The 13,182-nt window shown below is 68.4% G+C and carries 12 protein-coding genes; 1 reads left to right on the forward strand and 11 read right to left on the reverse strand.

Going from position 1 to position 13,182, the window contains the following annotated elements; all coding sequences use genetic code 11:
* The first annotated feature begins 741 nt into the window (after positions 1-741).
* Entirely contained in the window at positions 742-1,212 is a 471-nt protein-coding gene (locus ACODS0_RS25530) for a toll/interleukin-1 receptor domain-containing protein (RefSeq protein WP_233573445.1), read from the forward strand.
* A gap of 360 nt (positions 1,213-1,572) precedes the next feature.
* Here ACODS0_RS25530 and ACODS0_RS25535 read toward each other — a convergent pair whose 3' ends face one another.
* From ACODS0_RS25535 to ACODS0_RS25585, 11 genes are all read right to left on the reverse strand, one after another.
* Entirely contained in the window at positions 1,573-1,971 is a 399-nt protein-coding gene (locus ACODS0_RS25535) for a hypothetical protein (RefSeq protein WP_488837942.1), read from the reverse strand.
* 72 nt (positions 1,972-2,043) lie between these two features.
* The gene (locus ACODS0_RS25540) at positions 2,044-5,163 is read right to left on the reverse strand and encodes an efflux RND transporter permease subunit (protein WP_488837944.1); all 3,120 of its coding nucleotides are present in this window, start codon (positions 5,161-5,163) and stop codon (positions 2,044-2,046) included.
* A 9-nt stretch (positions 5,164-5,172) separates the two neighbouring features.
* Positions 5,173-6,294, reverse strand: a complete 1,122-nt coding sequence (locus ACODS0_RS25545) for an efflux RND transporter periplasmic adaptor subunit (protein ID WP_488837946.1) — start codon at positions 6,292-6,294, stop codon at positions 5,173-5,175.
* A complete protein-coding gene (locus ACODS0_RS25550) occupies positions 6,291-6,860 on the reverse strand; it encodes a hypothetical protein (RefSeq protein ID WP_488837948.1) in 570 nt (189 codons plus the stop codon). Before ACODS0_RS25550 ends, ACODS0_RS25545 begins: the two co-directional genes overlap by 4 nt.
* A 36-nt stretch (positions 6,861-6,896) precedes the next feature.
* The gene (locus ACODS0_RS25555) at positions 6,897-8,174 is read right to left on the reverse strand and encodes a TolC family protein (protein ID WP_488837950.1); all 1,278 of its coding nucleotides are present in this window, start codon (positions 8,172-8,174) and stop codon (positions 6,897-6,899) included.
* Between the two features lie 178 nt (positions 8,175-8,352).
* On the reverse strand, positions 8,353-8,709 hold the full coding sequence (locus ACODS0_RS25560) for a hypothetical protein (protein WP_488837951.1): 357 nt from the start codon (positions 8,707-8,709) through the stop codon (positions 8,353-8,355).
* Positions 8,710-8,879: 170 nt separating this feature from the next.
* The gene (locus ACODS0_RS25565) at positions 8,880-9,713 is read right to left on the reverse strand and encodes a heme ABC transporter ATP-binding protein (protein ID WP_488837953.1); all 834 of its coding nucleotides are present in this window, start codon (positions 9,711-9,713) and stop codon (positions 8,880-8,882) included.
* Positions 9,710-10,792 (reverse strand): FecCD family ABC transporter permease, encoded by a 1,083-nt coding sequence (locus tag ACODS0_RS25570; protein WP_488837955.1) that lies wholly within the window; start codon positions 10,790-10,792, stop codon positions 9,710-9,712. The genes ACODS0_RS25565 and ACODS0_RS25570 overlap by 4 nt, the downstream gene beginning before the upstream one ends.
* The gene (locus tag ACODS0_RS25575) at positions 10,789-11,595 is read right to left on the reverse strand and encodes a heme/hemin ABC transporter substrate-binding protein (RefSeq protein ID WP_488838007.1); all 807 of its coding nucleotides are present in this window, start codon (positions 11,593-11,595) and stop codon (positions 10,789-10,791) included. Before ACODS0_RS25575 ends, ACODS0_RS25570 begins: the two co-directional genes overlap by 4 nt.
* A gap of 85 nt (positions 11,596-11,680) precedes the next feature.
* Complete coding sequence (locus ACODS0_RS25580; RefSeq protein ID WP_488837957.1) at positions 11,681-12,808, reverse strand: hemin-degrading factor; 1,128 nt, start codon at positions 12,806-12,808, stop codon at positions 11,681-11,683.
* On the reverse strand, positions 12,805-13,161 hold the full coding sequence (locus ACODS0_RS25585) for a hypothetical protein (protein WP_488837959.1): 357 nt from the start codon (positions 13,159-13,161) through the stop codon (positions 12,805-12,807). Before ACODS0_RS25585 ends, ACODS0_RS25580 begins: the two co-directional genes overlap by 4 nt.
* Between the last annotated feature and the right edge of the window lie 21 nt (positions 13,162-13,182).

Here is a 13,182-nt window from a genome sequence, read left to right on the forward strand (position 1 = left end):
CTCATAGCTCAATCCTCTCAGAGAAAAGAGCCTCCTCAAAACCCGGGGCGGTTCATTGCGGTCCTTGAGGACAGATTCTAGGAGCGGACGAGACGACATAGTTGGTTGTTGTGATATCTAACAATTTAGACCGAAAAACCTGCAGGACCAATTGGACCGAGCGGGATATTTCCGACACTGCTTTCTCCTGAAAGTGGCTTGCAGCTTAAGTCTGCAAGCGCCGTTCTGTTCAAACATTCAGGTATAAAAATTCCGGGAAGCTCAGCAAACTATAGCTTGCTCGCAGGCAAGGGCCGTGCTGTCTAACGGCTGTTTCGGACTGCGAGTAAGCGGGTAATGAGTCGATGACTACGTCGGGGATTTATCGTATTTACCGTCGGCTTCGGGCCCGTTACGGTCCAACTGCCTTCACAAGTGAATGACCGGTCCGCAACAATTGCGGTAATTGGATTTATCTGTTCCAGGCTTACGATGCGCCTGTCTCAGCAATCGGGGATTCAAGCAATGGCTAAATGCACAGCACCAGTTCGTGGACACAATTCGGCAGCAGCTGCGGCCGCCTGTCCTGCGTGTCGATACAGCTACGGCCGGGGTTATGGCTATAGCGGCGGGTACAGCACCCCCTCCCACCCTTCGTATTCGTCATCCACCACGACCGGGAGCAGTAGCAGTCGCTCAAGCGGCGGTTCCCGCCCGCGTTGGTCGCGCACAGGCTCCACCGTCTTGTACACCCCGGCACAAGTGCAATCCCTCACGCCAATCCGTGAGGCCGTCGAAAGAGTGGCTGTCCAACAGCCCGATCTACGTGACTGTTTCCTTTGCCATGCATGGCCCGACCGGCAGGGTGCAGCCAAGGACCTTGACGACGCGCTCAAAGCAGCTGGCGTCAAAACATGGTTTAGTGAATTGGACCTAGGTCTGGGTGTGCCGATGATGCGAACTATTGACCGGGGGTTGGCGAATTCGCGCATCGGTCTTGTGCTGGTCACGCCGAACTTCATCAAGGGACTTCCAAATCAGGGTGTCGCCGACAAAGAACTCTCCGCCTTACTTGCCGGCAATCGTCTGGTCCCCATCGTGCACGAGACAACCTACGACGACTTGCGAAACGTGAGTCCTTTGCTTGCATCCCGGTCTGGTCTAGACACCAAGGAAGACACACTGGCCCAGATCGCCGACAAGATTGCCGAGTTGGTCAAGATCTGGACTTAGCGCAGCCAGAAAGAACGTCAGCATTGCCGGGAAAGAATCAATAGACAGTAGTCCGCCTAAAAAGCCAGGCACTGCGCGCCCAAAAATCCAACTTTCCCCGCCCACTGACGCTCAGCACCTTGCGCCCGGCATCAATCACATCACTACTAATTTGATAGCTATAAGCGCTTTATAGACAAGCGGTAGAGCCCAATTTTTCTTCAAATTTCAGTACACCTCACCACTGACACCACGCGCGCACCCACCTCGCCCGCGCTCATGGCGCACTGCAACTGGGACAGACCACACACCGCCACGTCAGCAAAAGCCAACGCAGCGGCGCGTGGCGCACGACGCTTTCTTTCTCTCTCCGGCAGCGGCTTACTTCACCGCAAACCGCACATTCGCCGCCTTCTTGCCCGGCAGCGTCACCAGCGCCACCACCTTGGTGCCTGCTGCGACCTTGAAGATGCCTTTGGTTTCGAGCCTGCCCTCGCCTGCCGGTACAAGCACAGCCTCGGATTTTTCGGTGCCGTTGAGCAGAGTGAGCTTGGCGCTCACGCCCTCGGTTTTGGCGGGTCTGCCGTGGTCGCGCAGGTGCAGGGTCAGGGTGTCGGGCTTGGCGACGAGTTCGTAGTCCATGTCGTTGGCCTCGGCCACGATGCCGCCGTGTTGGGGCTTGTGGTCGTGGCCTGCACCGTGGTCGCCTGCGGCATGGGCGGAGGTGGTGGCCACAGCGGCGAGGGCCAGGGCGGCGAAAAGTTGGCGGGTGGTTTTCATGAGAGTCCTTTCAACGGGTGAATGAAAAAGCAAACGAACAAATAAAGAGAACAAATACAAAACAAGAAAAGCTCAGAACGCCTCGGCGTTCTTGTCGTCCAGCAGGCGTTCGGCATCCTTGCGGCCAAACAGCCAGAACAGGGCCGGGGTGAGGAAGGTGTCGAGCAGCGTGGAGCTGATGAGGCCACTGAAGATCACCACCGCCACCGGGTGCAGGATTTCGGTGCCGGGGCGCTCGGCCTCCAGCAGCAGCGGGGCCAAAGCAAAGGCGGTGACCAGGGCGGTCATCAGCACGGGGCTCAGGCGCTCCAGCGAGCCGCGCACGATCATGGTGGTGTCAAAGCGCTCGCCTTCCACACGCATCAGGTTGAGGTAGTGGCTCACCTTCAAAATGCCGTTGCGCACCGAGATGCCCGCCAGCGTGATGAAGCCGATCAGCGCCGCCACCGACAGCGGCTGGCCCGACACCCACAGCCCCAGCACCGCGCCCACCAGCGCCAGCGGGATGTTGGCCATGATGAGGGCCGACAGCGTGGCCGAGCGGTAGCGGGTGTAGAGCACCACAAACATCAGCACCAGCGAAACGATGGCCAGCAGGCCCACCAGGCGGCTGGCTTCTTCCTGCGCCTGGAACTGGCCGCCCAGAGTGATGAAGTAGCCCTCGGGCAGGCGCGTGTCGCCCACGGCCTGGCGGATGTCGGCCACCACGTCGGACAGCGCCCTGCCCTGCGCGTTGGCCGAGAGCACGATGCGGCGCTTGCCGTCGTCGCGGCTGATCTGGTTGGGGCCGTCGCCTTCTTCGATGGTGGCCAGGCGCGACAGGGGCACGGGGCCACGTGGCGTGTCGATCAGCACACGCGCCAAGCCATCGATGGAGCGTGCGCTGTCGGGCAGGCGCACCACCAGTGCAAAGCGGCGGCTGCCTTCCACCACCTGGGCTACTTTTTCGCCTTCCACCAGCGTCTGCAGCGCGGCCAGCACCTGGGGTGCGGGCACGCCCATTTGGGCGGCGGCGGCGTAGTCCACGCGCACGGTGATCTGCGGCGCCAGCACCTGCTTTTCCACCTCCAGGTCGGCCAGGCCGGGGATGCCCGCCAGCCGCGCGCGCAGGGCTTCCGCCTGGCCGCGCAGGGTGTCCAGGTCGTCGCCAAAGAGCTTGATGGCAATTTGCGAGCGCACGCCCGAGAGCATGTGGTCGATGCGGTGCGAGATGGGCTGGCCGATGGCGATGGCCGCAGGCAAGTGCGCGAGGCGGCTGCGGATGTCGGCCTGCACCTCGGCCATGCTGCGCTTGAGCTCGGCCGCAGGCAGCAGGCCCACGTCCAGCTCGCTCACGTGCACGCCTTCGGCATGTTCGTCCAGCTCGGCGCGGCCACTGCGCCGGCCCACGTGCGTGACCTCGGGCACCTGGCGCACCAGCACCTCGGCCTGGCGCGCCAGCGCGCTCGATTCGGCCAGCGTGACGCCGGGGTTGAGCCGCATGCCGATGAGCAGCGTGCCTTCGTTGAACGGTGGCAAGAACGTGGTGGGGAAGAACGGCACCGCCGCTGCCGACAGCGCCACCGCCACCGCGCTCACGGCCAGGGCCGTGCGCGGGCGCGCCAGCACGGCCGAGAGCCCGTTGCGGTAGCGCGCCTTGAGCCAGGCCACCACGCGCGTGTCGCCATGGTCCAGGTTCTTCATGCGCGGCAGGAGGTAGAAGGCCAGCACCGGCGTGACGGTGACCGACACCAACAGCGAGGCCAGCGTGGACACGATGAACGCAATGCCCAGCGGCACAAACAGCCGCCCCTCGATGCCCGGCAGCGCAAACAGCGGCAAGAACACCAGCACGATGATGGCCGTGGCATACAGGATGCCCGAGCGCACTTCCATCGACGCGAGCTTGACCACCTCGATGGGGTGCAGGCGGTGGTGGGGGTGCTTGGCGCGGTCCATCTTCAGGCGGCGCAGCACGTTTTCCACATCGACCACCGCGTCGTCCACCAGGCCACCGATGGCGATGGCCAGGCCGCCCAGCGTCATGGTGTTGATCGACAGACCGAAATATTGGAACACCAGCGCCGTGATGAAGATGGACACCGGGATGGCCGTGAGCGCAATCACCGTGGGCCTGAGCGTGCCGAGGAACACGAACAAAATCACCGCCACAAACACCGAGGCGCCCATGAGCTTGCCCTGCAGCGTGGTGACCGATGCCTCGATGAAGCTCGCCTGGCGGAAGGTGACGCGCGGCGCCTCCATGCCGGTGGGCAGCGAGTTCTTCAGGTCCACCAGCGCGGCTTCAATGCTGCGCGTGAGCCCGATGGTGTCGGCCGTGGGCTGCTTCTGGATGCCCAGGATGACGGCGCCCTGCCCTTCAAAGCCTGCATCGCCCCGCTTGGTGGCGGCGGCAAAGGTGGCATCGGCCACCTGGCGCAGCAGCACGCTCTGGCCGTTTTTGGCGGTGAGGGCCAGGTTCTGCAGGTCTTCGAGCCGCGAGGTGCGGCCCAGGTGGCGGATGAGGTATTCGCGCCCGCCCAGCTCCAGAAACCCGCCCGAGGTATTGGCCGCAAAGCCCTTGAGCGCGCCCGTGAGCTGGTCGTGCGTGATGCCCAGCGCTGCCATGCGCGCCGTGTCGGGCAGCACCTGGAACTGGCGCACCTCGCCACCGATGGGGATCACCTGCGCCACGCCAGGAATGGCCATGAGGCGCGGGCGCAGCACCCAGTCGGCGTACTCGCGCACGGCCATGGGCGTGGTCTTGCCCGCGTCGATGGGGATGGCCACCTGCATGATCTCGCCCATGATGGAGCTGATGGGCCCCATGCGCGGCGTGATGCCGCTGGGCAGGCCCTCTTCCATGGACGACAGGCGTTCGGACACCATCTGGCGCGCCCGGTAGATGTCGGTGCTCCAGTCAAAGGTGACGTAGATGAACGACAGGCCCGCGCTGGAGGTGGAGCGCACGCTTTCCACGCCGGGCAGGCCGTTCATCGTGGTCTCCAGCGGAAAGGTGATGAGCTGCTCCACCTCTTCGGCGGCCATGCCGCCCGCCTCGGTCATGAGGGTGACGGTGGGTTTGTTGAGGTCGGGAAACACGTCCACCGGCGTGCGCGAGAGCGTGAAGGCGCCATAGGCCATGAGCACGGCGGCGGCGATGAGCACCAGCAGCCGGTGGGCCAGGCTGTTTTCGAGAAGCCACTTGAACATCGTGACTCCTTAGCGGACCTGGTTGATGAGCGTGGCGCCCTGCGTGGCCACGCGGTCGCCGGGCTTCAGGCCCGAGGTCACGGCCACCGAGGTGCCATCCAGCGGCACAGCAGTGACCACCCGTGGCGCAAAACGCTCGGGCGACTCCTTGACCCAGACGATGGTCTGGTTGGCCGGGTTGCGCAGCAACGCTGCGGCGGGCACCTGCACGCCATCGACCTTGTCGGTGGACTGCACGAACACGCGCACCGGCTGGCCCAGGGCCAAGGTGCCCAGCGCAGACGAGTCGCCCGCAAACTGCAGCGGCTGCGCCTGATCACGCAGGCTGCGCGCCGCGCCCAGAAAGCGCAGTGGCACGCGCTGCCCGGCCACGGCCAGCGTGGCACCGGCCACGCTCTGGGCCTGTGCCGGGTCGTAAGCTAGGGCCTCGATGCGCAGGCGCGATGGGTCCACCACCTCAAACACCAGTTCGCGCGCATCCACCACCTGCCCGGCCACGGCATTGGCTGAGGCGATGACGCCCGACACGGGGGCCACCAGCGCATCGCGTGTGGCCAGGCCCGCGCCCACGGCGCCCAGGCGCTGGGTGAGGCTGTGCAGATCGCTCTCGGCTGCCTCGATGTCCTTGCGCGGCACGGTGTCGGCCAGCTCCGTCAGGCGCGCCACGCGCCGTGCGGCCAGGTCGCGTGCAGCGCGCAGTTCGGCCTGCTGGGCCAGTTGGTTGGAGCGCTCGATGGCGCCCGCCGTGGGCACCACATAGGCCAGCACCTCGCCCTTGCGCACCGCCTGGCCCACGCCAGGCAGGCCCTTGGGCCCGGCCTCCAGCCGGCCGGCCAGCACGGCCTGCACCTTGCCGCCCGCGTTGGGGTCCATCACCACGGTGCCCGCCAGTTCAAAAGCCTTGGTGTGCTGCCCGGTGGCTGCCACCAGAGTGCGCACGCCCAGTTGGCGCTGCGCGGGTTTGGGCAGGAAGACGCTGCCATCGGGCTGGCGGCTGGGGCCGTTGCCGGTGGGCGCGGGCGGCGCGTCGCCATGGTCGTGGCCGGGGCCTGCCAGGGCTGGCAGGGGGGCGTTGAGCGCGGCGGCCATCAGCAAAGCCAGCAAGGAAGGCATGGGGTGGAAGCGCTTCATGCTGCACCTCCCACGCGCTGGGTGTTGCCAATGCGGGCAGCACGGCCCCGACGCAGTCCCCAAGCGGCAAACAGCGCCAACAGCACGGCGGCCACGGCGCCTGCGATCAGCGCGGTGCGGCGGGCCAGCCCTGCCGGTGCGGCATCGGTGTGGGCGGCGGGGTGCAGGTCGATCTCGCCTGCGAGCAGGTCAGTCTCATTGCCTGCGGCCACGGTGGCGGTGACGGGGCTCACGCCCTCGGCCAGCGGGGCGGCCAGGGTGGCCTGGAACTCGCCTTCGGCCACGCGGGTGACGGGCACGCTGGTGCCTGCAATGTCCAGCTCTAGCCGGGCGTCTTTCACGGGGCTGTTGTCGCCCGCGTGGTCCAGGTAGAGCGCGATTTTTTGCCCGTCAAGCACGCCCACGAGTTCAAACAGGTCGGAGGTGGCGGCAAAGCGCGGCAGGGCTGTGCCCGCTGCGGCGGGGGCTTCGCCATGGTCGTGACCAGCACCGGCCAGCGCGGTCGGCGGTAGCAAGCCCAGCAGCAGGGCCAGGCCCAGGGTGGAGAAAGCGGAAGAGAGTGTCATGGTTGTCTTAAAAATTGGTCGGGATTCACAGTGAGTTCATTGCGGCAACAGGCCCAGGGCCTGGCGCAGGTGGGAGATGGCGGCCGCTGCGTCGATGCGGGCGCGGGCCAACTGGCGTTCGGCCTGGGCGGCCTCCAGCTCCACACGCAGGCGTGTGGGGCCGTCGGCTTCGCCCAGGCGGAAGGCCTTGTCGATAAAGCCGCGTGTGCCCTGCGCCAGCGCCGCGTGCCGTGCCAGCGCATCGCGCTGGGCCTGCGTGGCCTTCACGCGGGCCATGGCGGCGGCGATGTCGGCGGCCAGGCGCCTCTGCTCCACGGCAGCACGCGCCTCGGCATCGATGGCATCAGCGCGGGCTGTGGCCTGCTTTGCCTGCGCGCGATCGCCCCCGCCCAGGGGTATGCGTAGGCCCACGGTGAAGGTCTGCTGGTAGCGGTCGCCCGCCTGCTCGCGGCCGCGCGTGGCGGCCACCGTCAGCTCGGGGTTAGCACGGGTTTGCACGGCAGCCAGGTCGGCAGCGCGGCGGGCTACCTCGGCCTGGTCGTGCCAGTCGGCCGCCGCAGGGTGCTGGGCAGCGGCTGCCGTGGCGTCTGACACAGGGGGCTCGGGCTCCGCCCCGTCCGCCAGCGCCAGGGTGGGCGCGGCCTGCACACCCCAGGCGGCCAGTGCGGCCTGCGCTGCGTCCCGCGCGCCCTGGGCCTCGGCCGTGGCGGCTTCGGCCTGGGCCACGGCGCCGTCGGTCTGGGCCTGGTCGGCACGCGACAGGTCGCCAGCACGCACGCGGCGCGCCACGTCGGCGGCCAGGCGCTGCGCGTTCAGCAGCCGGTCTTGCGCCAGGGCCCAGTCAGCCTGCGCGCGCTGCGCGGCCCACCAGGCTTCGCGCACAGTGGCGGCCAGTTGCAGCTGCGCGGCGCGCTGGCGGCTGTCCAGCGCCTGCGCTTCCGCATCGGCCAGCGCTGCCTTGCGGGCGCGCTCGCCGGGCAGCCACAGCGGCAGGGCCAGGCCCACTTCGGCCTCGCGGCTGCCCTGGTTGCTGCCGGGGCGGTCGGTTTTGGTGGACAGCTCCAATGCCATGGGCTCGGCCGTCCAGGCTGCCGCCGCGCTGTGTGTGGCCTGCGCGGCCTCGCGCCGCAAGGCAGCAGACTGCGCTTCGGGCTGGCGCTGCCAGGCCTGCTCGAACAGGGCCTGGAGCGTGAGCGGCGCTGTGCCGGGGTTGGAGGTCTGGGCCTGTGCGGCACTGCCCAGCAGTGCCCAGCCCAGCGCCATCACCACCAGCGCGGCGATGGGCGTGTGTTGTCGTTGTTTCGTTGGTTGCATCCGATTCCTCTGCAGTGGCCGGGGCCACAGGTTGAAATCGGCGAGGCGCGATGCACGGAGGGGACGTCAGAGGGGCACGCATGCCAACAGCAAGACGAGCACCGCTACTGCCTGGGAAGGCAGGTCTCCAACAGCATCAGGAAAAGAAACGGAGCCACCCAAGCCCCCGCCTCGCCGCTCAGGCGAAGAAGGACCAGTTGGGGCGTTCGGGCCGCGTAAGGGGTGCGGGTGGCCAGGCGGGTGCGGCCTGGCCCGGCGGGTGCGCCACGGCCACCACGATGGCCTGGGCGCTGGCACTGTGCGCCAGGCCGCCGCCTGTGCCGTGGCAGGCATGGCAGTCCATGTCGGCCAGGGTACTGGGGGAGCCCCCCGGGACCGAGTGGTCGGCCCCTTCGTCGCCATGGTGCTCGTGCACATGGTGGCCAAAGTGCGAAGCCTGCGGCGCTGACTCGTGCCCGCAATAGGGCGAGGCCGCCGCCCAGATGGACTGGAGCGGCATGAACACCAACAGAAAGACGAGCAGCAAGCGGCGCATGGGCAGCGGGATTCTAAGCAGGCCGCACCACCCGCCCCGCCAGATAGCCTGACGGGTTGAGGGGCCTACCTCCATGGGTTGCACAGGCACACCATGCAGACGCTTCATTTTTGATAGCAATCTTTGAGACCCATAGCGCGGCAGAGGCCACTTTTGTCATAAAACGCCATTCATTGCGCCGCCACCAGGTACTGCGGCACCCCGTCGGCCGCCAGCACTGGCGTGCTGTGCACGCCCCACACCTGCGCGATGGTGGCGGGGGTGAGCAGGTGGGCTGTGGCGTGCACGCTGCGCGGGCCCGCCAGGCCCGGGGCGAGCAGCAGGCTGTCGTGGGCGTAGCGCAGGGCCAGGTTCAGGTCGTGCAGCACCGCGACCACGCCCACGCCCTGCTCCACCGCCCAGCGGCGCACCAGGGCCAGCGTGTGGTGCTGGTGCGCCAGGTCGAGCGCGGCGGTGGGCTCATCCAGCAGCAGCCAGCGGGTGGCGCCATCGGGAAGGGGCTCCCAGATCTGGGCCAGCGCGCGGGCCAGGTGGCTGCGGGCGCGTTCGCCGCCCGACAAGGTGTTGATGCTGCGCCCGGCCAGGTGGGCCACGCCGGTGGCCTGCATCGCCTCGGTCACGATGCGCGCTTCGTGGCGGCTGGGCTGCTGGCGGTGGGGAAAGCGCCCCATCTCCACCACCTCCCGCACCGTGAAGTCGAAGGCCACGGCCGTGTCCTGCGGCAGCACGGCACGCTGGCGGGCCAGGGCCTGGGCGCCTTGGCCGGACACCGGTTGCCCGCCCATCCACACATGGCCCGAGCGCGGCGCACGCTGGCCCGAAAGCATGGCCAGCAGGGTGGACTTGCCCGCGCCGTTGGGGCCCAGGATGGCCGTGACGCGCCCGGGCACGAACTGCGTATGCACGGTGGCCAGCAAGGGCCTGCCGGACACGCCCACACCCAGCTGGTCGCACACCAGCAGATCGGCGGTGGTGGTGACCGGGGATGCGACGGCGGCATTCATACCTTGCTCCGAAACTGGCGCAGCATGGCCAGAAACAGCGGCACGCCAATGAAGGCCGTGAGCACGCCGAGCGGCAGCTCGGCAGGCTGCACGATGGTGCGCGCCACGCCGTCGGCCGCAAGCACCAGCGCGGCGCCCAGCAGGGCCGAGCCCGGCAGCACCACGCGGTGGTCCGGCCCCGCCACCAGGCGCACCCAGTGCGGTGCCACCAGGCCGATGAAACCGATGATGCCGGTGGCCGCCGTCACCGCGCCCACGGCCAGCGCGGTGACCAGGACCGCCAGGCGCTTGGTGCGCTCCACCGGCACGCCCAGCAGAGCAGCCTGCGCCTCGCCCAGCGCAATCGCGTTGAGCGGGCGCGCCAGCGCCAGGCCCAGGCCGCAGGCCACCGCCACGATGGCGCCCACCAGCGCCACGGCGCTCCAGCGCGCACCGCCCAGGCTGCCCAGCAGCCACATCTGGAGGTTGCGCAGCTGCTCGTCGGTAGAGATGAAATTGAGGTAGCCCAGCCCCGCCAGCGCCAGCGCATTGACCGCCACACCGGCCAGCAGCATCAGCCCCATGCGCGTGCCGCCATCGGCCTGCGCCAGTGCATAGATCAGCGTCGTGACGAGCAGGCCGCCGCCAAAGGCCATGCCCACCAGTGTCCAGCTGCCTAGCGTGCGCGGCAGGTCGGGCAGCCAGTGGCTGCCCAGCACAATGGTGACGGCCGCCGCCAGCGCGGCGCCGCTGCTCACGCCCACCAGCCCGGGGTCGGCCAGCGGGTTGCGAAACAGGCCCTGCATCAGCGCACCGGCCAGCCCCAGGCCCGCCCCGGCGGCCACGCCCATCAGCAGGCGCGGCAGTCGGATGTTGATGAACACCAGGTATTCGGGTGCCTGCTCGGCCGACGGCGCTGCGCCCACAGCCTGCAGCAGCACCTGCCACAGCTGGGCGGGTGCAATGGCGTAGGCGCCCCGCGTGCTGGCCCAGACCAAGGCCAGCACGACCAGCACTGCCCCTACACCTATCGCCGTGCGGGGAGACAGGCGCCCGGGACTCCAGCGCGCACCCGGCTGCGCCACAGCCACACTGCTCACGCGGTGATCGCCTGGGTGCGGGTGTGCAGCTCGCGCACGGCGCCGGGCAGGCGCGGGCCAAAGCCCAGCAGGTGGCTGGCCTCCATGGCCACCAGCGCCTTGCGGCGGAAAGCGGGCGTGAGCGCCAGCTCGGGCCGCTGCCAGAAGGCGGCCTCGCCGCCCAGTGCCTCGATGCCCTGCGTGCTGTTGAGCAGCACCTCGGGCGCCGCGCTGGCCATGGCCTCGGCCGTGAGGGGCCGGTAGCCTGCGAACTGCGTGATGGCATTGGTCGCGCCCGCAAAGCGGATCAGCGCATCGGCCGCCGTGCCCGTGCCTGCCACCATGGGGCTGCCGCCGTGCGACAGGATGAAGATGGCGCGCGGGCGCCGCGTGGTGGCTGCCACCTGCTTTTGCACTGCCGCCCACTGCGCATCCAGGTCCGCCTGCAGGGCCTGGGCCTCGCGCTCGCGGCCCGCCACGCGGCCCACGATGGCGACCTTGCGCCGCACCTCGTCCCAGGTGTGGTCGGCCTGCACCAGCTCCACGCGCACGCCAGCGCTGCGCACCTGGTCCAGCACCACGGGCGGCCCGGCCTCGGTGGTGCCCACCACGGCATCGGGCTTAAGCGAGAGCAAGCCCTCGGCCGAGAGCTGGCGCATGTAGCCGACCTTGGCGGTCTTGAGCGCGGCCTCGGGGAACAGGCTGGTGGTGTCGGTGCCCACCAGCTGGCCTTGTGCGCCCAGCAGGTAGACCACCTCGGTCAGCGCGCCGCCCAGCGAGACGATGCGCGCCGGGCGGGCGGCCCAGGCGGCCCCGGCCCCCATCGCAGACAACCAAGGCAAAGCCGCCACACTGCGCAGCAGCCGCCGACGCGCGCCACCTTGCCCCCAGCTTTGCACGGCCATCGGATCACGCAGCATGGGCCAGCTCCTGCACGCCAGGCAAGCGTGCCACCAGGTCGCGCCAGCCCTGCAGTTCGGGCTTGCCGGGCTTGCGTGCACCGAAGAACATGGCCATCAGCTCGCCCGCGCGGTCAAAAGCCTCGACCGAGGTGACAACACCATCGGCCGTGGGCTTCTCCACCACCCACACGCTGGCAATCATGTCGGTGCGCAGGTGCAGGTTGAAGCCTTCGTCCAGCACGTTGATCCACTGCGCACGCGGCGTATCGAGCGGCTGGATGTTGCGCACCGGCCCGGTGTGGATCTGGATGCAGCCGCCGCTGCCCACGAACACCATGATGGGCAGGCCGTCCACCGCCGCTTCGTCCAGCAGGCGCGCCACGGCCTGCGGTGCGGCGCGCCAGGCAAACTGGCCTTCGACCAGGCGAAAGCTCTGCTGGCGCTCCACGCCGAACTTTTTGGTCAGGCCGAAGAACTCGTGGGTGTCCTGCATGGCGGCCCAGGCCTCGCGCAAGCCCTGGGCGTCGATGTCGGCGTCGGGCAGCACAGCCGCTGGCGCGGGCTCCGGACCAAACACGTAACCGGCGCTGGGTTGCACGAAGCGGCTCACCACTGCGTCGAACGCAGCCAGGTCGGTGGCATCGCGCGTGAATATCTTGTGCACAGCACGGCCATGCGCGTTGTAGAACTGCAGGCTGCGCGATGGCGGTTTGGCGGGGTCGCTGGCCAGCTCGGTCACTGCAAAACCCGCATGCCACTGCGCAAAGAACAGGCGCAGGTCGATGTCTTCGCCCAGCGCAATGCCCACCGGCCCGGTGGCCGACACGTGCGTGTACACGCCGGTCTTCTCGTGCACCGTGCCTTCGTTGCGCGTGAGCGCCATCAGCGGGCCGCAGGCTTCGAGCGACTGCAGCAGCTCCAGCCACGAGCCCTGCAGCGGCTGGGCCTTGAGTGGGTGACCGTGCTCGCCTGCATGGGCGGCCACGGCTGCGCCTTCCGACAGCCCCAGGCTCTCGGCTGCGTCCTTGGCACGCTTGCCCGCTGCGCGGGCTGCGGCGAACCTCTCACGGATGTCGGGGGCGGCTTGCGGCGGATGGGCCGGAGCGCTTGGGGGGTTCGTCACTGCGGCATTCATTGCACTGCCTCCGGCGCGGTGTGCCACAGCACGCGGCGTTGTTCGGCAGCCACCATCGCGGCGCTGGCGGCCACGTCCTGGCGCGCCTTGTTTTGCTGGTCCCAGCGGCCTTGCAGGCTCCAGACCACGGTGCGGAAATGCGGTGTGAAGCCTTCCGCATCGGCCAGCATCTGCAGGTTGGCCGATATCTTGCGGCCCATGGCGCCACGGTGGTTGTCGCAGCAGGCCTGCACATAGCCCGTCATCAGGGCCAGGGTGCCCGCCAGCAGCGCCTCGGCGCAGGGCAGGCTGTATTCCTCATCGCAATGGGCGCCGGAGGTGGGCGTATCGGGCGTGTCAGGTGCATGGCTCATGGTCTGTCTCCTTGATGGGCT

It is taken from the genome of Acidovorax sp. FG60 (genome assembly GCF_057808995.1).

Bases quoted from the DNA above. Each gene is read 5' to 3' on its own strand.
- ACODS0_RS25545 (WP_488837946.1), bottom strand. From the start codon at position 6,294: ATGAAGCGCTTCCACCCCATGCCTTCCTTGCTGGCTTTGCTGATGGCC.
- ACODS0_RS25535 (WP_488837942.1), bottom strand. From the start codon at position 1,971: ATGAAAACCACCCGCCAACTTTTCGCCGCCCTGGCCCTCGCCGCTGTG.
- ACODS0_RS25580 (WP_488837957.1), bottom strand. From the start codon at position 12,808: ATGAATGCCGCAGTGACGAACCCCCCAAGCGCTCCGGCCCATCCGCCG.
- ACODS0_RS25550 (WP_488837948.1), bottom strand. From the start codon at position 6,860: ATGACACTCTCTTCCGCTTTCTCCACCCTGGGCCTGGCCCTGCTGCTG.
- ACODS0_RS25585 (WP_488837959.1), bottom strand. From the start codon at position 13,161: ATGAGCCATGCACCTGACACGCCCGATACGCCCACCTCCGGCGCCCAT.
- ACODS0_RS25555 (WP_488837950.1), bottom strand. From the start codon at position 8,174: ATGCAACCAACGAAACAACGACAACACACGCCCATCGCCGCGCTGGTG.
- ACODS0_RS25565 (WP_488837953.1), bottom strand. From the start codon at position 9,713: ATGAATGCCGCCGTCGCATCCCCGGTCACCACCACCGCCGATCTGCTG.
- ACODS0_RS25560 (WP_488837951.1), bottom strand. From the start codon at position 8,709: ATGCGCCGCTTGCTGCTCGTCTTTCTGTTGGTGTTCATGCCGCTCCAG.
- ACODS0_RS25575 (WP_488838007.1), bottom strand. From the start codon at position 11,595: ATGGGGGCCGGGGCCGCCTGGGCCGCCCGCCCGGCGCGCATCGTCTCG.
- ACODS0_RS25540 (WP_488837944.1), bottom strand. From the start codon at position 5,163: ATGTTCAAGTGGCTTCTCGAAAACAGCCTGGCCCACCGGCTGCTGGTG.